The organism is Acinetobacter sp. YH12052 (genome assembly GCF_013419835.1).
Taxonomy (GTDB): domain Bacteria; phylum Pseudomonadota; class Gammaproteobacteria; order Pseudomonadales; family Moraxellaceae; genus Acinetobacter; species Acinetobacter amyesii.
The window spans coordinates 1-18,415 of the sequence record NZ_VOZI01000014.1; the positions used below are offsets into that span (position 1 = coordinate 1).

Consider the following 18,415-nt stretch of genomic DNA (forward strand, 5'->3'; position numbering starts at 1 on the left):
AAAACCTTCAAAATTCTTGCTGAGCGATATCGCAATCGAGGCAAAAGACTAGCATTAAGATTCAATCTAATTGCTGGAATTTATAACTTGGAGCTGAGTGAAAAATGACTTATGAAAGAAATCTATTGTTGCTGTATTTAGTGAAAAAGTCGAAGAAGTTTATAAGACTTATGAAATTATAGACAAAACAGTAATTTGTGGATTACCTAAAGAGCAAGAAAAAAAATTATATTTTCAAGAAAAAACAATTCAAAAATTATCATTGTTAGGTATTTTAACGCCATTAGTGAGTGAATTTCGTAGTAATACAGCATTTATTCGAAAACAGTACTACCGTAGTCAAAATACAAAACTCGATATAGATTTTAATCTTATAATTAATGACTTAGAAATTTATCTAAATGATTTTATTTCTATTTTTAAATGGTATTTACAAGAGGTTGTTCAAAAATTAGAACAAAAACATATGTTTGATCTCAAAGCAAAGAGCTTTGAATTTGATGATTTACTAGTATTGTCATTTAATTACACATCAACATTTAGTCATTTTTACTCAACAAAAGCAAAAGTTGAATATGTACATGGCCAAGTTGGAAAAGATTTGGTACTAGGAATTCCTGACCTAAAAAATGAATTCTTAAAAAAATTTAAAAATTATAGTTTTACTAAATATCACCAAAAATTATTGAAAGATACAGATTATCTTTTCTTAGACGAAAATCCAAAAATTAAAAGTATGTTTGAAAGTAGAGGAGTAGGACAAAGAAGAATTAATATTTATATATGGGGGCATTCTTTAGCTGATTCAGATGAAAATTATATTCATGAAATATTCTCACTGAATAGAAAAGAAAGTGTTGAATGTCGTGTGGTTGTATATTTCTATGAAAATGATGCGCCAACGCTTTTGAATAATTTGCTAGATATTTTAGATAAAGACATCATTGAAAAATGGATGAAAAAAGGATGGTTAAAATTTGAGAAGAATCTAGAGATAGATTTTGGCATCAACGAAGAATCTGTGAATGAACAACAAGCATCCTAAAACTGCGACACTGAAAACCATTTAGCCTATCGATTCAGCTATCTTTGGTAGGCTAAGATCAAACGATCCTAAATAAACCTAAAACAATATGAAGACCCTCGCTTTTATTCACGTCAATGATTCAGGCACACCTGTCGGTGACTTTGCTCCAGTGACTTCAGTTTTTTCCCATTATGAATTGGGAAATACCGTTTCGCCATTTTTATTGCTCGACCATTTAGGGCCTGGAGTACTGAAACCAACCAAACTGAAAAAAGGCGTGTTGGAACATCCACATCGAGGGTTTGAAACCGTCACATTGGTGTTTAAAGGTGAACTTGAACATCATGATACGACTGGCGGCGGTGGTGTCATTGGTGAGGGCGATGTGCAGTGGATGACTGCTGCTTCAGGCATACAACACGAAGAAGTCTTTAGCCATGCCTTTGCACAGCGGGGCGGAGCATTTGAAATATTGCAATTGTGGGTCAATTTACCTGCTAAAGATAAAATGAATCCTGCACGCTATCAGAGCTTAGCCAAAGCCAGTATTCCAAAGGTCAATTTAGCCCAAGATGCTGGTTATGTAAGGATCATTGCAGGGCAATATTTAACAGCCCAAGGCCCCGCAGAAACACATACACCTATACAAGTATTTGATGTCTTTGTCAGAGCAAATCAAAGCATCACCCTGCCTGCACAAGAAGGGGATACCACACTTGTGTATTTACGTTCGGGCAAGCTGAAATTTACTGAAACAGATGAACAGTTAAATGCACAGCATATGGCAGTCATGTCGAGCCGAGGTGAAAATGTCGAATTGACGACAGTTGAAGATAGCCACATGTTGTATTTATCGGCGCAGCCTTTAAATGAACCCATCTATGGGCGAGGTTATTTTGTGATGAATCATTTTGCAGAAGTCATGCAAGCCTATGAGGACCTAAAACAAGGTCGCTTTATCCAAAAAGCAGACAATGAAAAACCATAAAAACGGTAGTTTAAAAAGACCAATACAACGCCAGCAAACACTGTTAAAATAGTCGGACTCAAACCGACAGATCGGTTCGTTGAAGTTCATTTTATCTCTATCTAGCGTCTTGTGAATACGACGCACATATGGCGGATACGCCGAAAATTCATTTTTAAAATTAATATTACAGTGCTCGTCATTGGGCTGAAGTGTCTCTCCCTATTTGTCATTTCAAGCTCGACAGCACACATTTGATATGTAGATAACAATGCAAAACGTACAAACCACAAAATTAAGTCGTGCCACCTTAATGTTTCCCTTGGCACTGGTTTTATTTGAATTTTCTGTCTATATCGGCAACGACTTAGTCCAACCCGCCATGCTTGCGATTACCCAAGAGTTTGGCGTGAGTAGTGCATGGGCACCCTCGTCGATGTCATTTTACTTATTGGGAGGTGCTTGTGTCGCTGCGATATTAGGACCTTTGTCAGACCGATTAGGCCGTAAAAAAGTCCTGTTGGGTGGTGTGGCATTCTTTAGCTTATGCTGTTTAGCGATATTGCTCACGCATAATATCGAAAGCTTTTTAACTTTGCGTTTTTTACAAGGTTTTGGTTTATCGGTCATTTCAGCTGTGGGCTATGCTGCTGTTCAGGAAACTTTTGAAGAGCGAGATGCCATCAAAGTCATGGCGATCATGGCGAATATTTCATTACTAGCGCCACTGATCGGACCCGTCCTCGGTGCCTTTATGATTGATCACGTGTCATGGCATTGGGGCTTCATAGGAATCGCATTTCTATCTTTTCTGAGTTGGTTTGGTTTAAAAGCCAAGATGCCGACTCAGCACATCAGTATTCCAAAGCAACCGGTGGGTTATATTATCGATGACTTTAAACAGGTGTTAAAAAACAAACGCTTTTTGGCGCTGACACTGGGTCTACCGATGGTGGCTATGCCACTGATGCTATGGATTGCGCTATCTCCGGTGATATTGGTGGAGCAGCTAGGACTGAGTAGCATGCAATATGGCATGGCACAGTTTCCTGTTTTGGGCGGTCTGATCCTCGGTAATATTGTCCTGATTAAAATCATCGACAAATTGCCATTAGGTCAGTCTGTGATGATCGGGCTACCGCTGATGTTACTCGGGACGAGCCTTGTGGTGATTGGGACGATGACTGAAAGTTATTTTCTGACATTTCTCATACTCGGCATGAGCTTGGTCAGTTTTGGTGAAGGGGTTAGCTTTTCTGTGCTCTATCGTTTTGCCTTAATGTCGTCTGAAATGTCGAAGGGCACAGTGGCTGCGGCAGTGTCTGTGATCATGATGCTGACGTTCTTTGCCGTGATCGAAATCGTGCGCGTGCTGTATGGGAACTTTGGACTTTGGGCCTATAGTTTGGCGGGTTTTATACTCATTATCTTGTGGTTCAGCCTACCACGCTTGGTGGTGCGAGATATTATGCGGCAGCGCAAATTGACGGGTGAATTTTAAATTCGAGTTCATGCCATCATAGAAAAAGCCCAATGCTGTGTAGAACAACATTGGGCTTTTTTATTTGTTGTATACCGTCTTAATTTGATGTTGCAGGTTGTTCTGCATTTTTTAATTTACGATCGAAAATAAATGGACCAAAAGGCAAAATCGATGCAATTAAGCCCATTAGAAATACGCTAAGCGACCATTTTTGCTTTTCACAGACCACAAATAGCACCACCAAGAAGGCAATAAACAATACGCCATGTCCCATACCGACGTATTTGACCAATATTGGATTATCCATCAGGTACTTCATTGGCATAGCAATGAACAACAATAATAAAAAGGAGATGCCTTCGAGTAGGCCCACAAAGCGTAAGGTCTTGATATTCATGCGAAGTTTAAATTCAAAGTGATTTCAGCCTTGAGTGTACCTGAAAGCACAGCAGGAACGAAGCGTTCATGTTGAAATAATTGATTCGCATATTGAATCTAAGTAAATGTTTTTAAAGTTAATTCTGAGTCATCTACTCGGATTAATCCTTAAGATCCGCTAAGGCGTCTTCAATCGAACCCTGATCAAATTCATAGTTACAGCCGAGTAAAATCATCGGGCTTTTTCCGGTCATTTCAGACAGGCTCAGTTTGTGATTGATCGCATGCAGATCATCGGTTTCGGCTTCCGTACGTAGGATTTTTTCACCACGGAAAAACGGCATATTGGCAAACATCGGATGCTGTTCAATACCATATTTTTGGGCAAGTTTTTTCACATCGGCTTGGCGATAGATCGCGAATACTGCATTGGAAGACAGGCCAATTTCTTGGGTTGGCATGCCAAAAAATTCAACAGGCTGCTTATTTTTATAGATATAAATAAACGGTTGATGTGGGTCATCATGGCGTTTCCAGCCCAATTGCCCTAGAGCCTTTTCATAATCGAGCAAAGTGTCATGATAAGTGTCGTAATCGGCCTGACATTCCAGAATACGCTTTAAATTTTGTGCTGTCGGTGCTGCAAAAACAGAAGACGCAGCTAAACATGAGGTCGCCACAATCGTGGTTAATATGAGGCGTTTAAGACCTAAACTAAGCATTTTCATTATGATGAGTCTCAAATGATTCTATTTTATTTCTGCCTGAATCAGCTGTGTTCGAAGCTGAATCAGTTCGGCTAATGTTTCTAATAATAAACTGATCTGCTTGAGCACCAGTTGTAGGTGATTAGAGCGCATTTCTTCAGTGCTGAGTGTTTGAATTTCGAAAAGTTTTTGCTGAATTTTCTCAGGGTTGAGCGGTTTTTGCTGAATTAAGACCTCGTCTAAGGTGCTTTGACACCATTGCAGCAGTTCAAGGACTTGTTGGTCTTGTACCTGTTCACGGTGGCTCCCCAGAGCAGAAATATAACTGAGCTGACTATGGCTATAGACCAAATAGCGAAAAGCATGTTGAATCAAAGTTTGGTCGGGTTCAGGCTCGGTACTTAAACTTGAAATCATGCTCGATAGTTCAGTCTGAGCATTATGGGCTGAACGACGGGCACGCCGATAATCAATGCTATTGGTTTTCCCATGGAGATATTGCTCAACCACGGCATCAAAATAATGCATGGTCGCAGCAGAGCTTTTTTGAATGGTCTTGGAAATATTGCGAAAGTCCCAATCTGGCCAGATCACATTCACCGCGAACCATGCAATAAAACAGCCGAGTAGGGTATCAACGATACGTGGTAAAATGACCGCATAACCAGCGCCTTTTAAATTAAAAATCAGCAAGACCATTAAGGTTGCCATGAGGGTCGCCATGGCATATTTTTTGGCACTCAGATAGAAAAAGCACACGCCAAAAATAATCGTCAGTAGTAATTGACCTTCGACACTCGGCACAAAATACAAAATAGGAATGCCAAGTAAGACCCCTAATATGGTTCCCAAAGTCCGCATTTTTAAACGACTTTTGGTCGCAAAATAACGCATCTGACAGACAAATAAACTGGTCAATAATATCCAGTAGCCATTTTTGGCAAAGGGCAAGAGGGAAATGGCATAGCCCATCGCAAAGACAAAAGCGATGCGAACAGCATGGCGAAATAAGGCAGATTCTGGACTCAAATGCTGTTTCAGTTTGAGCCATAAATCGTGCAAACCGTGAATATCGTCATCGAGTAAATTGAGGTTGTCGATATGCTGCTGATAGGCCTGTTGCTGTGAATGATCTAAATCCTGCACATGCGAAAAGCGTTCTTGCACACTGTCCAAATTACTCAAGATCAGCTGTAGATTTTTCACTTCTATATTTTGCGGATTATTGGCCATCCACTCCTGCAAAGAGGCATGCAAATGTGCCAGTGCTTGCGCAGTAATCGGATCAGGCTGATAGGGCTGTCGATGCAAAATGCAGTAGGCCAACTGTTGGCAAGCCTGCGCTTGTAATCGAATATTTTTTTGAAAACGGAAAATTAAATCGGTACGGCTAAAATTTTGATGAATTTGTTCATAGTGTAAATAATTCGCACTGGCCTGTTCGTGAATATCTTGTGCCAAGAAATATAAATTCAGCCAGTAGATGGTGTTTTTATTGGCTCTTGAGGCTTTTAAACGGGTGAGTAAAGAAGCTTTGGTGGTGTTTAAACTCGGGATGACATCACTGTTTTTGAGTGATAATTCATACAGTAAATGTTCCACATTATTGACATTATCTGGGTCAAATAAACGTGCTTTTGCATTCAGTACTTCGGCGATTTGTAAAAAACAACGTGAAAGATTGTCTTGTACAGGTAGGGTGGGTTTAATCAGGTAAAAGAGAATCGAGGTGAAGCCATACCATAAGGCCCCTAGAACAAAGCATAAGGGTTGAAAATACCACGAGTCATATTCGCCCAAGCCAAACATGGTGTAAATCGACAGTAAAATCGTGCCAAAAGATATCGTGGCATAGCGTTGCCCCAAAGCCCCCAATAAAATAAATCCTGCACTGGACAGTGAAAGATACAAGATAAACAGCAGCTTATAAGGATAGAGAAAATCTAAAATACTACTGACACTAAAGAAGAGTACGCAGACATAGAGCAAATTACGCAGTCGGATGCTGAGTCGGTCATCAAAGTCGGTGAGTGCAGTGGCAATCGCACCTAAGGTGACGGGCACAATAAAACTATGAAAACCGAGAAAATATAATCCGAGCGTGGTGCCACTCAAAACAATACAAATTTGCAGGCAATACATAATGATTGCACTGGATTGAAACTGTTGAAACCAAGAGAGTCGCGTGTTCACAGAGTTATGAAGTATTCGAATGATTTTGTAAATTAGACTGAGCTTTTTTCTGTGAACTGTCAATTTTTATTCAATAGAAAAGCGGACTTAAAGTCCGCTTGTTCAAATCTATATGCAAGGTCGATTATTGAATCACACCACAGGCAATACGGTCACCGCCACCGCCTAGAGGTTTAGGGTCGTCAGAGTAATTATCACCACCGGCATGGACCATGATGGCTAAGCCTTGTACATCCGCCAATTTCAAACGTGGTGCAATTAAATTCACTTTTGCTGTGCCATCGGTTTGAACTTGAAGGATCGGTAAGTCACCCAAGTGACCTGTTAGCGGCGTACCGTGGTGAGGTGCAGCTTTAGGGTTAAAGTGACCACCTGCAGCAAGAGCAGCACCCGCTTTTCCATCTTTTTCAGCTGGGGCACAAGAGCCTTTTTCATGAATATGGAAACCGTGTGGACCCGGAGGAAGCTGGGTTAAATTGGTATGAATAACCAAGCCAGCAGGGCTATCAACCAAGTTAATTTGACCGATACTTTGACCAATACCTTGAGCAGTCACGGCATTGACCGTCACGGTTTTTGCATTCAGACCTGTTGAAGTCGAGGTACTCGCACAGCCTGTAAACATCAGGGCACTGACCGCAGCAAGCGCACCGAATTTAAATAGTGAAGACATGTTTGGCATCCTGTCTGTTTTTATGGAGTTTCAACCATTGAAACAGATGCGGATACAGGATGACAGATAATTTAAGTATTTGATTGTAATATTTGTTTAATGAATTCAAGCCTGAATTAAGGTTGTTCAGGCTTATCATCTATATTGTCTAAGTTATGTGCCAACGTTGCTTTGGGCATCATGACGGCTTCAATTTGGGTTTCATGCAACCATTCACGCCAAATGGCTAACAATACTGCCAAAATCACTGGGCCGATAAATAAACCGACAAGACCGAAACTGGCGATCCCACCCAAAACACCAAACATGATTAATAAGAATGGAATCTGCGTTGCCCCTGAAATCACTAAAGGACGAATCACGTTATCGGCCGTACTCACCACACAAACACCCCAAGCCATGACGCCAATGGCTTCAATGGTTTGACCTTGTGAAAATAACCACAACGACACAGCGGTATATGAAATTGGTGGACCAAACGGAATCAGTGCCAACATGAAGGTAATGATGGTTAATAACATCGGGTTAGGCACATCGGCGACAAAATAGCTGACACCGGCAAGTAAAGCTTGGGCAATGGCGGTGAGACCGATGCCATACACTACGGCACGTGTGGTATCCGAGATGGTGGCAAGATAATGATGAATACGTGGCCCAATGACCATTTCGAGGGCTTTACTGACCTGACTTAAAATGGTTTGACCATCACGATAGAAGAAAAATAAAGACATCACAGCAAAACACAGCTTAAAGATATTTTTACTGACTTCGCCGACCAAAACTTTACCGTAGTTCAAATGCCCCTGAATCCAAATTTGTACCGATTGAATAATACTGTTTGGGTCATTGTTCAGTTCATGCAGGGTACGACTGACTTCTTTACCAATAAACGGTAGTTGGCGAATAAAATCAGGCACATTGACATGACCTGAGAAGACCTGCTTTTGTAATTCAAAATACAAGTTACGGCCTTCATGTTGTAGCAAGAAGATCGCAAAAATCACCGGCAGACCCACCACGAGCACCACCAGTAAGATCATCAGCGCCGCACTTAGATTTGCACGATTGCCACAAAAACGATGCACCGATTGATACAGCGGCCATGTCATATAGGCAATAATAGCTGCCCAAACAACAGGCACAATAAAGTATTTGAGTACGCTAAAGCTCAAAAAAATCAGGATAAAAAATAATCCGAACAATAAGACTTTTTGTAATGTAGGTGCGAACGTTGGCAATGCGTGCTCTGATTTTTTCATCATGTTGTGTTCAATCTTAACCGAAAAAAAAGCTCCCGAAAACGAGAGCTTGTTAACTTATGGTGAATATCTTTCAGGCTAGATCCTTGCAAGATTGGCCTTTATATCAGCAAAATGTGGAATGATGGGTTAAAACCACTCGGCTTCGTCTTCAATAATGGCATTGAGCACAGGTTGCCATTGTTGCTGCATGCCGAGGTACAATTTTTGCGTTTTATCAAAAACCGAAAGACCTTGCATGGCAAGTTGACCATAAGCGGTACGTTCAGAAATCCAAGCAACGGGCTGTTGTTCAACTTTATTGAAAAAATCTTGAATTTCTTTGGAATGAGCAGAATTGGGTTTGACACGATTGGCAAGCAATAAGATTTGGACTTTACCTTTACGAATCCGTTTAATTTCTTGTAAATGCTTTAAAAAACGACGGGTCGAGTCGATGTCGAAGAAAGATGGTTGTAGCGGGGTAACGATGGCGTGAGCTTCACTCACCAACTGATCTGCATGTTCACCCGATAACGCACCCGGTGCATCGATAATCAGATATTCAATCCCTTTTGGCACATCACCAATCGACTTTTCATGACGCCAATCTAGGCTCTGAATTGGGGCGGCAGTCTCTGGGCGCTGTTTGAGCCATTGACGTGCAGACTTTTGATTGTCAGCATCTGCCAAGGCCACTTTATAACCTTTTTGCGCAAGTGCAGAGGCTAAACTGATTGCTGTGATGGTTTTGCCACAACCACCTTTTTGATTGGCAATTAATATCGTTTTCATCGACCTAAATAGATTTTATTCTGCTCATCCCTAGCATATCATTGTTTAATGCGGGGAATATGACAAAGAACCAAAGTCTAAGTTTTTTCTATACGTTTCGCTGTAATGTCTTAAAAAGATTAGGAATTTTAAATGTCTGTCTGGATGGCCATGCTCATTGGCGCGTGTATTGGGATTGTACTGACCACCTTAATTTTAAGTGGCAGTCGCAATGGAAGGATTAAGGCAGAATACGAGCAATATATTGCAGAACTAGAATTGGAACATCAGCAGGCATTGGCCCATGCACAAAAACGCAGTGTAAATACCAGTCGTGCTGTTTTAAAAGGCAAAATGGCCGAACAAATGGCGCCGATCATGCCCGAATTTCAATATTTACCTAGCGATGCAAAGTTTCTCGGTGACCCGATCGATTATGTGGTTTTTGATGGTTATACCGACTTTCGTGATGGCGATGGACTCGCTGAAGACATCGAAGTGGTGCTGATTGATATTAAAAGTGGTGGCGCACGTTTGACCAAAGGGCAACAAGCGATTGCTCAAGCCATTGCCGAAGGGCGAGTGCGTTTTGAAACCATCCGAATTGATTTTGAGCATATTTAAGCTCGTGTGACTCAGCCTCAGAACCGTCGAAAAGTAATAAGGACAGAATATCCACATGGAAAAACTCTTAGCGACTGCAGCCGTTTTTGCGCTCATGCTGTGGATATGGTCTGAATATTTTCGTGCCATTCCACATTTAGAGCAGACTGGTGTGCTGAAAAATTTTCAGGTCACAGCGACTCAGGCATTTTCCGGTGAATATTTGCTGTTGGATAAACGCTACTACAGTGCCAGTAGTCGTACATTACATCCGGCAGCACCGACCGTGGTGGGTGGCTTTCAAGACTTGGCGTATGTCAGCAATATTGATCTGCTACTGAGTTCAGGCGCAAATGATATCCAATCTTTAAAATACCATCTTGAATGGTCTCAGCAGAACCGCTGTTTTAGTGTGCAAGCGAAAGACGCGCCCTCGACACAAATTGAACAGCTCAAGTCCGAATTGCAAAATGTTAGTGTGATTGCTCAATCCGAAGATGTCGCAAATCGTATTCGCCGTTTAAAATCAGGGGATCGTGTGGAGATTTTGGGTAAATGGGTGGATGTACATTCCATCAAAACAGGGAAGTCGTATAACACCTATAATGTGTTGAATAAAAAGCCCTGCCATATCCTAAAAATTAATGCCATTCGACTAATCAAAGACTAGGTACTTTTATCTAGATTTGATTTTGCTTAAACATGGCCTTGGACGCTTTAACTCAACTTCCGTGCGCGGGCGAGCAACATGCGCTGACCAATTTTTGGAATGCCTTCAGCATCAAAATACTGCGTTTCAAAACATTCAAACTGGGCATCTTCAAGCAACTTTTGCATATTACGATCCAAATGACAGCCATCCGCGACTTTCTTTTGAATAGGCGTCAGTAGGTGTTGTAACTGCTTAATTTTCCGATTTTCATTGTGTTGTACATGCTCAACCAAATGAAATGTCCCTGTTGGTTTCAGGACGCGGTAGATTTCTTCAAGCGCAGTTTCAATATCAGCAATGCTGCATAAGGTCCATGTACTCACGACATGATCTAGACTTTCATCTGCAAAGGGTAATTTTTCAGCACCGGCTAAAATATGCTGTACCTCAAAAGGTGCTGCATGTACACGTTCAGCAGCTAAATGAAAAATATCAGGATTGGGCTCAAGCGCAAAAACCGTATCGACATTTTGATAAAATGCTAAATTCAAACCTGTACCAAAGCCAATTTCGAGTACTTCACCAGATACGGCTAACAGGAGTTCGCGTCGTTTATCCATCAAGCTTGGTACTTGCATGACTTGATTTAAAAGATGCGGAAAAATGTGTTGTTGATAAAATTTATAAATCATAGTGGGCATTATTGTTGGCTTTTTTTAAAGTGTAAATCATGTCGTGGAGTATGAATATGGGCCAATTGACTGAATAACAGCATTTTGTTACCAAGTTCATAAGGTTTATGCAGACTGTGTGCGTAATATAGAGTTACAACTAGTGAAAACGACATTCATCAGGCTCAACCTACGCGATTTTAAGCTCATGTTCAGGTTGGGGCATTATGAATAGATGAAGTCGGCTCAATTGCAGAATTAAAATTGAGTAATGTGAAGTATTACAGGGTAAGAGGATAACGCGATGATCAAGCGAATTGCATTAAGTACTGTGCTTGCAGGCTTTTTATTGAATGTCGGTGTCCAAGCGTCTTCAGATTATAATATTGCCAAAGGCTTAGCACCTGCTGCCAAAGGCCAGTCAATTTCCACCTTGAAAGAATTTAAAGGTGATTTCCGAATTTTAGGTTCTAAAACCTATCAAACAGATGAACAAGCAAAATTTTCTCCGATCGATTATGCGGTCAGTTGGGGCTTATTTGCAGAGCCAGAAATTGCTCGTACGATTTCAGTCAATCAATATGACCGTTTCTTAAATTGGAAAATGGATCGTGTTCCTGTACCGCAAAAGCAAGCCATGATGATGGTGTCGAATATGCACATCATTCCTGCAAACCCGCAAATTGCTAAACAAATTACTCAAGTAAAACGTGGCGATCTTGTGCGTTTAAAAGGGGATTTGGTTGAGGTGAAAGACAAAGATTTGGTTTGGACTTCATCTTTGACCCCAACAGATACGGGTGATGGGGCTTGTGAAGTTTTTCGTGTAAGTTCGATTCAGTGGATTGAAAAAGTCAAAGGCTAAATTTCGATTGCATCGAGATCGTATTTGAAATCGGTGTGCATTAGATTCAAGGTAAAATAATTTGATGATGAAAATGACGATAAAGAAAAAGTTTATTTTGAGTCTAATGATGGCGAGTGGTTTGGCGCTTGGTGGATGTACCAGTATGAGTTCAACTGTAGATGGGAAAACCCATGTATTTACTGAACAGCAAAGTTGTCCGACTTTGCTTGAGATGGATCGTGGACAGACTTTGGAAGTACTGTTAAACGAAAATCCAAGTACTGGTTATGTATGGTCTTTGGCTGAGCAACCGAAACTTTTTAAAGTTGAAGAAGTGTTTCAGTCAGCTCAACAACAAGCTGCTGCGGATACCACACCAGTACTAGGCGCAGGCGGTCAAAAAACTTATCGTTTTACCGCAACGACTGCGGGTGAAGAATTACTACATTTGAAGCATGCACGGGCTTGGGAAAAAACCGCGATGGCTGAATGGACTTGCAGAGTTCGAGTGTCTTGATTTGAACCAATGATGAAAAGATAAAAAAGCCAGTATTTTACTGGCTTTTTTATTGCAGACGAACTGATTTAGAACGTCCACCTAAGCATTATTTCGCGCTGAGCGCTTGACCGTCAAATTGAATACCTTCCCAACCATTTTGCATAAATTGGCGAATGTTTTGGTGGTCAGTTGCGTCTGGTGTCGCCAAAACAGCAGCATAATGTTCAGCAAAAAGACTTAAGGTTTCAGCTTGGTTTAGACCATTCAATTGGGCAAAAGAAAATACTTTGGCACTGCCTTGGTTTTCAGTCGCTGCATTGGCTTGTTTGCCATTGGTAAAAGCAGTTGGTGTGTGGTTATAACGCGCTTCAATAAATGCAATCACATCTGAAAATTTCGCAGTCCCTGCTTGAAGTTGATCTAATAATTCCTGAGCCATAATGTCCTCTTTCAATAAAAAATACCGCAAAGTGTTGCAGACTATAGCAAGCTTTGGCCCAAACATTTAACACTATTTGCGTAAATTAAATGCGTGTATATTGAAGGGCGACCTTAGGCAGTCTGTTGCCTAAATTGTAGATACCAATGATGTTGAAGTAGGACAACTATGAACTGGCTTTTGGTCGCATGTGGCGGCGCAATTGGGGCAACACTTCGCTATGCAGCAGGACTGTTATTGGCCAAGCCAACCGTGCTCTTTCCGTGGGCAACATGGTGGGTGAATATTTTAGGTTGCTTTTGTGCAGGTGTGTTTTTTGCATTTAGCCAAAAATATCCCGTTCTACAAAATGAAGCACGCTTATTGCTTATGGTCGGGATCTTAGGTGGCTTTACCACATTTTCAAGTTTCGGCTTAGAAACCTTCCAACTGCTTAGACAAGGGCAAAGTGGGCTGGCATTTAGTTATGCCATTTCCAGTGTGGTGATTGGCGTCATCGTATTGGGATTGGGATATTACTTATTTCAGTCGATTTTAAAAATAGATGTTTAAAACAACGCTTGAAATCCACAAAATTTCAGACATAAAAAAAAGAAGCTCAGGCTGGAGGAGGGGAACCCTGAACTTCTTCAATGCTTTAATTTTAAAAGCAAAACCTTAATCGAAACTGAACTTATTGTGAGCGTTTGAAACGCGCAAAGCGTTTATTAAAGTTCGCAATACGTCCTTCGTTATTCACTTGACGTTGTTCACCTGTATAAAAAGGATGTGATGCACTTGAAATATCGAGTGTCACATAGGGATAAGTTTTGCCTTCAAACTCTTTGGTTTGATTGGTGCTTAAAGTACTGCCAATGACAAAAAAGGCATTGGCATTGGTGTCATGAAAGAGCACTTCACGGTATTCGGGATGGATGTTGGCACGCATTCTTCTGTTCCTTAAACTTATTGATTAAAGAAATGTTATAACATAACAATATAAAATGCAAATATTGCCCGAAATTCATCGGGCAATCATCAGCGCTTTACGCTCCCTTAAGCGCTAGGTGGGACCAACTCATCAAAGAGATCATTGAGATTGTCATTCACTTTCAAATGAATCAAATTCCAATAATGCCCTGAAACAGTCCGGTTCACCATCAAGGTATCCGGTGACGGTTTAAACACATCCCAGTATTTAAGAGAAGGTTTAATTAATTCTACCCCGTCATGGTGCGCTGAGTTTTCAGCAAAGTCGTATTGTGTGGTCAGTGGACGCATCAGTACTTCAAGCCATTGTTCATACAACTCCGCAGGGAATTTACCGAGTTCATTGAGGGAATGTAGGGCATCGAGTTGCTGTTCCATCAGTGGAATATCGTGCTTGCGTGCAGCATTAATCAATTGCTTAAAGTGTGACACGATTTCAGGAGACAGGGTTTTCACACCGCCGTAGTCATACACGATGACTGAACCATCTTCACGAAAGGCGAAGTTGCCCGGATGTGGGTCACAGTGGAAACGTTTAAGGAAGAAAATTTCACGGCCAATGGCACGGAATAACCGTCTTCCCAAGGCATTTCGGGTTTCTTGTGACCATGTGCTGGCAGTTTCTATACTGTCGCCAAGCTCTAGGCTTAAAGTCAATATATGACGTGAAGAATAATCTTTATAGACCTGTGGAATGATGATTTTGTCATCCAGCGCACTATGAAACGCACGGGCCACATTTAAGTTTTGCGCTTCAATTTCGTAGTTCAGTTCGTTGTCCAAACTGTCCTGAATTTCACGAAATAGCTTGTTTTGTAACTTCCGATCAATTTTCAATACGCCCATCAGACGAAGGGCAAGGCGAACTTGTTTTAAGTCACTTTCACAGGCTTCTTCGACACCCGGATATTGCACTTTCACCACCACCTGCTGACCATTAGGTAACACGGCTTTATGCACCTGCCCAATGGATGCAGCGGCAAAAGGTTGTTCTTCAAAACTTTTAAAAATTTGCGCGAGGGGTTTGCCGAGTTCTTGTTCTACTTGGGCCTTAATTTCAGCAAAAGGCATGGCTGGCGCTTGGCGTTGTAATTTACTGATCGCTTTTGCGACTTCAGGTGGAAAAATGTCTTTGTACTGCGAGGCAATTTGTCCGACTTTCATCACCGCACCTTTCATTTCACCCAAAGTGTCTGCAATTTGCAGACCGATGTCCTGAAAAAGTTTACTGCGAGATGCATTTTTCTGTTCTTCATCGGCAGTGATATTGCGGATGGAATTGGAAACGGTTTTAGTAGCAATGCTTGCCGTCATACTGGCAAGTTTCATAAAGCGACGACCCGGTGTGCTAGCCGTTTTTGCCATGTGATGTTCCTCAAGATCATCATTTATTATCTAATACCGATCATAGGCGACAAAACACAAACTGCCTACTTTAAATTGTTAAGACTTTATTTGCATTGATAAAATGATGGGCAAAAATGTAAATACTGAAAATAATTCAGGCAAATTTAAGCCACGTGCTGAATGGTTTAAAATATCGCGTCGCTAGAAGAGAACTGAACGATGAAAGTGTATCGCTATTTAACCGGTAAAGATGATGTCAATTTCTGTGCCCGTGTGACCAAAGCTTTAAATGAAGGCTATGAATTGTATGGCTCACCGACCATGAGTTTTAATGGGACAGATGTGATCGTCGGGCAGGCGATCGTGAAAGACGTAGAGGACGACAGCCAAGTGCCACAAGGTTTAAAAAATGCCATCGAGGCGCTTAATTAGTTGGTTTTTGCTGCTTCGCTCGATTCAGTTTTTTCCAGTTCTAAATGTGGACTGAGATATTTACTGCATTGGTTATGGTGTAAATTTTCATTCAAGGTGATGAGGTTTTGCGTCACGATAAAATCCTGATCATCCGCAGAGGTAAACTTTTGATTGGCCTTGATGAAGTCCTGATAGGTATACGCCATACCAGACTGCTGACAACTTAATTTTAAACGTGCGGTATATGAGTCCGCCTGTTGTTCATGATAAAAGCGAAAGGCTGTCCAAAGTGCTTGATTGATGTAATCAAATTCGGGTTGTGATTGGACTTTAATGGGTGCGTGATATAAAGTAAATTCATGTCGGTTGATCGTTTGTTCAGCTTGTAGTGACATGGAAAAGCCTAAGCTCAGACAGAGACTGATCGAGCGAAATACATGGGACATGTTTATTTTCCTCTTCTTCATGCTTTTTATTTATGGCATTGCTATGCAGGGTGTTAATTTGCATTAATCTTCTGCATAGCGTAGCCGTATTTTTAAGTAACTTTTTAGATGATTTTTAAGGGCTTATCCCGCTTGAGCTAAACGTTTATTCATCATAAATAAACGTGTAAGTAGCAGTATACAGGCGACAGTCAGACCCACAATTAGGCCAATCCAAACGCCTGCAGCACCAGTCGTGGTGAAGCGTGCAAGATAGATCCCGACAGGGAAGGCAATGATCCAATACGCGATCATGGTGATCCACATTGGTCCTTTGGTGTCTTGCATACCGCGTAAGCACCCTGCGGCACTGACTTGCCATGCGTCCATCAACTGATAGGCAATCGCGAACAACACCAAGTACACCGCAAGCTGAGTCACATCATAGTCATTGGTATACAGTGACACAATTTCATTACGTAAAAGCCAAAGCAGCAACATGGTAATCAGGGCAAATACCGTCCCTGTCAACATACCGACTTTCTGGACTTTTCGCATAGCCAGCCAGTTCTTTTCCCCATAATAAGTACCGACCCGAATGGTCAGCGCAATCGCTAGTGACATTGGAATCATAAACAATTGCGAGGTAATCGAAATGGCGACTTGATGCGCTGCAATGGTGACTTCGCCCAAGGGACTCAACACAATAGCGGCTGTACTAAAAATACTGACTTCAAAGAAAATGGCTAAGCCAATAGGAAAGCCGAGTTTTAAAATACGTTTGATCCATTCACTGTTCATTTTTTCAAAAGCAGCGAAAGGTTGGGTTTTTTGATAGGCCGATCCTTTGAAAACGTACATCGCCAAAGCAAAGAACATTAACCATTGCAAAATCGCGGTGGCAAAACCACATCCTGCTGAACCCAGTTCAGGGACTGGGCCTAAACCATACATAAAAATAAAGTTCAGTGGAATTAACACCAATAAGGCCAGCAGACTCAGCACAGTGACTGGACGTGGATGCCCCAATGCTTCTGAGTAACCACGTAAAGCTGCGTACATGGTGACAGCAGGCATACCTAAACTAATGGCGTGTAAGAATAAGCTCGCCTTCGGAAGTAATACTTCAGGGACACCCAATAACGGTAAAAGCAGCGGCATAGCTTGTAAGACTAATGCGGCAATGATCCCTAAAAATAATGCGACCCACAAAGACTGACGGGCGATGGTGGCAATTTTTTCAGGCGTGCGAGCACCATTGGCTTCTGCCACTAATGGGGTGGTTGCAATCATAATGCCGCTGAACAGCAGCATGACCGGTATCCATAAACCGACCCCGACCGCAATGGCTGCAAGGTCATTGGCGGACATGTGTCCAGCCATGATGGTATCAATGAGACCAAATCCCGCTTGCGCAAACTGCGTGATCAATATCGGGATCATTAAATGAAACAGTTGTTTTAATTCATACTTGCTGCTTGTTACAGCCGTGACAGTAGACACAGAATGTACTCATTTCTTGTGAGGTGCTTAGGAATGAGGTCTTAGCGTTGGAAAGTGAGAAGCACACCAATAAAAATCACCACGCCACCCAATAAGCGTTGCCAGTTAATCGGGGTTTTTTCAGTGCCGAGCAAGCCAAAATGGTCAAATACCATCGACATTAAGATCTGTCCAAAAATAATCAGACCGGAGAGGGATAAAAAACCCAGTTTCGGTGCGGTATAAATACTGATACTGATGGCATAAACACCCAAACATCCCCCCAGCCATAAATACCAAGGGATTTGAGCAAAACTTGCAAAGTCCGGTTTTTCGGCCGATTGAAAAAACACCATAAAGGCGAGGACTATTGTACCAACCAAAAAAGAAAAAAGGGCAGCTTGCAGCGGTGAATATAAATATTCACGCAATTGGCTGTTGATCGCTGTTTGAATGGTCATAGCGATACCAACACCCATCGCGAGCGGCAGTAAGTACAATAAATGGCTGCTTATTTTCATCTTCTAATCATCTAATTCTTCTTTAATTTTATTAGTCTACTGTATTGTGGATGAGTTTTCATAAGCGCTCTGATGCAGTCATGTTAAAATGCGCTTACTTCTTTTG

General features: G+C 41.5%; 22 protein-coding genes and 1 pseudogene. 10 read left to right on the forward strand and 13 right to left on the reverse strand.

Annotated features, from left to right (window positions below; translation table 11 throughout):
* From FTU06_RS11480 to FTU06_RS11495, 4 genes and pseudogenes are all read left to right on the forward strand, one after another.
* A pseudogene (locus tag FTU06_RS11480) lies at positions 1-108 on the forward strand (IS5/IS1182 family transposase); the annotation flags it as partial.
* A 154-nt stretch (positions 109-262) separates the two neighbouring features.
* Complete coding sequence (locus tag FTU06_RS11485; RefSeq protein ID WP_180146760.1) at positions 263-1,045, forward strand: AbiH family protein; 783 nt, start codon at positions 263-265, stop codon at positions 1,043-1,045.
* 88 nt (positions 1,046-1,133) lie between these two features.
* Positions 1,134-2,015 carry a pirin family protein gene (locus FTU06_RS11490; protein ID WP_180146763.1) on the forward strand — a complete coding sequence of 294 codons (882 nt, stop codon included), beginning with the start codon at positions 1,134-1,136 and terminating at the stop codon, positions 2,013-2,015.
* Positions 2,016-2,265: 250 nt separating this feature from the next.
* The gene (locus FTU06_RS11495; RefSeq protein ID WP_180146766.1) at positions 2,266-3,495 is read left to right on the forward strand and encodes an MFS transporter; all 1,230 of its coding nucleotides are present in this window, start codon (positions 2,266-2,268) and stop codon (positions 3,493-3,495) included.
* 79 nt (positions 3,496-3,574) lie between these two features.
* Here the strand turns inward: FTU06_RS11495 and FTU06_RS11500 are convergent, their stop codons facing one another.
* From FTU06_RS11500 to FTU06_RS11525, 6 genes are all read right to left on the reverse strand, one after another.
* Positions 3,575-3,874 (reverse strand): DUF3817 domain-containing protein, encoded by a 300-nt coding sequence (locus FTU06_RS11500; RefSeq protein WP_078189335.1) that lies wholly within the window; start codon positions 3,872-3,874, stop codon positions 3,575-3,577.
* A 142-nt stretch (positions 3,875-4,016) separates the two neighbouring features.
* A complete protein-coding gene (locus FTU06_RS11505) occupies positions 4,017-4,583 on the reverse strand; it encodes a hypothetical protein (protein ID WP_180146770.1) in 567 nt (188 codons plus the stop codon).
* Positions 4,584-4,604: 21 nt separating this feature from the next.
* Complete coding sequence (yccS, locus tag FTU06_RS11510; protein WP_373684704.1) at positions 4,605-6,755, reverse strand: YccS family putative transporter; 2,151 nt, start codon at positions 6,753-6,755, stop codon at positions 4,605-4,607.
* Between the two features lie 124 nt (positions 6,756-6,879).
* Positions 6,880-7,428 carry a superoxide dismutase family protein gene (gene sodC, locus FTU06_RS11515; protein WP_078192494.1) on the reverse strand — a complete coding sequence of 183 codons (549 nt, stop codon included), beginning with the start codon at positions 7,426-7,428 and terminating at the stop codon, positions 6,880-6,882.
* A gap of 116 nt (positions 7,429-7,544) precedes the next feature.
* Complete coding sequence (locus FTU06_RS11520; RefSeq protein WP_180026123.1) at positions 7,545-8,666, reverse strand: AI-2E family transporter; 1,122 nt, start codon at positions 8,664-8,666, stop codon at positions 7,545-7,547.
* A 150-nt stretch (positions 8,667-8,816) separates the two neighbouring features.
* The gene (locus FTU06_RS11525; protein ID WP_180035641.1) at positions 8,817-9,461 is read right to left on the reverse strand and encodes a ParA family protein; all 645 of its coding nucleotides are present in this window, start codon (positions 9,459-9,461) and stop codon (positions 8,817-8,819) included.
* Positions 9,462-9,593: 132 nt separating this feature from the next.
* Here FTU06_RS11525 and FTU06_RS11530 point away from each other — a divergent pair, with 132 nt between their 5' ends.
* Both FTU06_RS11530 and FTU06_RS11535 read left to right on the forward strand, forming a co-directional pair.
* Positions 9,594-10,064 (forward strand): Holliday junction resolvase-like protein, encoded by a 471-nt coding sequence (locus tag FTU06_RS11530; protein WP_078192492.1) that lies wholly within the window; start codon positions 9,594-9,596, stop codon positions 10,062-10,064.
* Positions 10,065-10,119: 55 nt separating this feature from the next.
* Positions 10,120-10,713: a hypothetical protein gene (locus tag FTU06_RS11535; RefSeq protein WP_180136589.1), complete on the forward strand. Its 594-nt coding sequence runs from the start codon at positions 10,120-10,122 to the stop codon at positions 10,711-10,713.
* A gap of 47 nt (positions 10,714-10,760) precedes the next feature.
* On the opposite strand, the gene FTU06_RS11540 is transcribed toward FTU06_RS11535, so the two are convergent.
* A complete protein-coding gene (locus FTU06_RS11540; RefSeq protein WP_111884183.1) occupies positions 10,761-11,387 on the reverse strand; it encodes a class I SAM-dependent methyltransferase in 627 nt (208 codons plus the stop codon).
* A 283-nt stretch (positions 11,388-11,670) separates the two neighbouring features.
* On the opposite strand from FTU06_RS11540, the gene FTU06_RS11545 reads away from it, so the two are divergent.
* A complete protein-coding gene (locus FTU06_RS11545; protein WP_078189325.1) occupies positions 11,671-12,231 on the forward strand; it encodes a hypothetical protein in 561 nt (186 codons plus the stop codon).
* A 73-nt stretch (positions 12,232-12,304) separates the two neighbouring features.
* On the forward strand, positions 12,305-12,730 hold the full coding sequence (locus tag FTU06_RS11550) for a protease inhibitor I42 family protein (protein ID WP_257234414.1): 426 nt from the start codon (positions 12,305-12,307) through the stop codon (positions 12,728-12,730).
* Positions 12,731-12,818: 88 nt separating this feature from the next.
* Here FTU06_RS11550 and FTU06_RS11555 read toward each other — a convergent pair whose 3' ends face one another.
* On the reverse strand, positions 12,819-13,151 hold the full coding sequence (locus tag FTU06_RS11555; RefSeq protein ID WP_078192490.1) for a HopJ type III effector protein: 333 nt from the start codon (positions 13,149-13,151) through the stop codon (positions 12,819-12,821).
* Positions 13,152-13,319: 168 nt separating this feature from the next.
* Here FTU06_RS11555 and crcB point away from each other — a divergent pair, with 168 nt between their 5' ends.
* Positions 13,320-13,703, forward strand: coding sequence for a fluoride efflux transporter CrcB (crcB, locus tag FTU06_RS11560; RefSeq protein WP_078189322.1), 384 nt, complete (start codon positions 13,320-13,322; stop codon positions 13,701-13,703).
* Positions 13,704-13,824: 121 nt separating this feature from the next.
* Here the strand turns inward: crcB and FTU06_RS11565 are convergent, their stop codons facing one another.
* Positions 13,825-14,079, reverse strand: a complete 255-nt coding sequence (locus tag FTU06_RS11565) for a type B 50S ribosomal protein L31 (protein WP_078189321.1) — start codon at positions 14,077-14,079, stop codon at positions 13,825-13,827.
* 107 nt (positions 14,080-14,186) lie between these two features.
* Positions 14,187-15,485 carry an AarF/ABC1/UbiB kinase family protein gene (locus tag FTU06_RS11570; RefSeq protein WP_180049233.1) on the reverse strand — a complete coding sequence of 433 codons (1,299 nt, stop codon included), beginning with the start codon at positions 15,483-15,485 and terminating at the stop codon, positions 14,187-14,189.
* A gap of 201 nt (positions 15,486-15,686) precedes the next feature.
* Between FTU06_RS11570 and FTU06_RS11575 the strand changes: the two genes are divergently transcribed.
* Entirely contained in the window at positions 15,687-15,899 is a 213-nt protein-coding gene (locus tag FTU06_RS11575) for a DUF1737 domain-containing protein (RefSeq protein WP_078189319.1), read from the forward strand.
* On the opposite strand, the gene FTU06_RS11580 is transcribed toward FTU06_RS11575, so the two are convergent.
* The 3 genes from FTU06_RS11580 to FTU06_RS11590 form a co-directional block, all read right to left on the reverse strand.
* Entirely contained in the window at positions 15,896-16,327 is a 432-nt protein-coding gene (locus tag FTU06_RS11580; RefSeq protein ID WP_180146773.1) for a hypothetical protein, read from the reverse strand. The genes FTU06_RS11575 and FTU06_RS11580 overlap by 4 nt on opposite strands.
* 123 nt (positions 16,328-16,450) lie before the next feature.
* Positions 16,451-17,809 carry an MATE family efflux transporter gene (locus FTU06_RS11585; RefSeq protein ID WP_306670494.1) on the reverse strand — a complete coding sequence of 453 codons (1,359 nt, stop codon included), beginning with the start codon at positions 17,807-17,809 and terminating at the stop codon, positions 16,451-16,453.
* Positions 17,810-17,850: 41 nt separating this feature from the next.
* Positions 17,851-18,309, reverse strand: coding sequence for a DMT family transporter (locus tag FTU06_RS11590; protein WP_180003411.1), 459 nt, complete (start codon positions 18,307-18,309; stop codon positions 17,851-17,853).
* Positions 18,310-18,415: the final 106 nt, after the last annotated feature.

Excerpts from the sequence above, each read along its gene's own strand:
- FTU06_RS11490 (WP_180146763.1), top strand. The coding sequence starts at position 1,134 with ATGAAGACCCTCGCTTTTATTCACGTCAATGATTCAGGCACACCTGTC.
- FTU06_RS11495 (WP_180146766.1), top strand. The coding sequence starts at position 2,266 with ATGCAAAACGTACAAACCACAAAATTAAGTCGTGCCACCTTAATGTTT.
- FTU06_RS11500 (WP_078189335.1), bottom strand. The coding sequence starts at position 3,874 with ATGAATATCAAGACCTTACGCTTTGTGGGCCTACTCGAAGGCATCTCC.
- FTU06_RS11505 (WP_180146770.1), bottom strand. The coding sequence starts at position 4,583 with ATGAAAATGCTTAGTTTAGGTCTTAAACGCCTCATATTAACCACGATT.
- sodC (WP_078192494.1), bottom strand. The coding sequence starts at position 7,428 with ATGTCTTCACTATTTAAATTCGGTGCGCTTGCTGCGGTCAGTGCCCTG.
- FTU06_RS11525 (WP_180035641.1), bottom strand. The coding sequence starts at position 9,461 with ATGAAAACGATATTAATTGCCAATCAAAAAGGTGGTTGTGGCAAAACC.
- FTU06_RS11530 (WP_078192492.1), top strand. The coding sequence starts at position 9,594 with ATGTCTGTCTGGATGGCCATGCTCATTGGCGCGTGTATTGGGATTGTA.
- FTU06_RS11535 (WP_180136589.1), top strand. The coding sequence starts at position 10,120 with ATGGAAAAACTCTTAGCGACTGCAGCCGTTTTTGCGCTCATGCTGTGG.
- FTU06_RS11540 (WP_111884183.1), bottom strand. The coding sequence starts at position 11,387 with ATGATTTATAAATTTTATCAACAACACATTTTTCCGCATCTTTTAAAT.
- FTU06_RS11545 (WP_078189325.1), top strand. The coding sequence starts at position 11,671 with ATGATCAAGCGAATTGCATTAAGTACTGTGCTTGCAGGCTTTTTATTG.
- FTU06_RS11550 (WP_257234414.1), top strand. The coding sequence starts at position 12,305 with ATGACGATAAAGAAAAAGTTTATTTTGAGTCTAATGATGGCGAGTGGT.
- FTU06_RS11555 (WP_078192490.1), bottom strand. The coding sequence starts at position 13,151 with ATGGCTCAGGAATTATTAGATCAACTTCAAGCAGGGACTGCGAAATTT.
- crcB (WP_078189322.1), top strand. The coding sequence starts at position 13,320 with ATGAACTGGCTTTTGGTCGCATGTGGCGGCGCAATTGGGGCAACACTT.
- FTU06_RS11565 (WP_078189321.1), bottom strand. The coding sequence starts at position 14,079 with ATGCGTGCCAACATCCATCCCGAATACCGTGAAGTGCTCTTTCATGAC.
- FTU06_RS11570 (WP_180049233.1), bottom strand. The coding sequence starts at position 15,485 with ATGGCAAAAACGGCTAGCACACCGGGTCGTCGCTTTATGAAACTTGCC.
- FTU06_RS11575 (WP_078189319.1), top strand. The coding sequence starts at position 15,687 with ATGAAAGTGTATCGCTATTTAACCGGTAAAGATGATGTCAATTTCTGT.
- FTU06_RS11580 (WP_180146773.1), bottom strand. The coding sequence starts at position 16,327 with ATGTCCCATGTATTTCGCTCGATCAGTCTCTGTCTGAGCTTAGGCTTT.
- FTU06_RS11590 (WP_180003411.1), bottom strand. The coding sequence starts at position 18,309 with ATGAAAATAAGCAGCCATTTATTGTACTTACTGCCGCTCGCGATGGGT.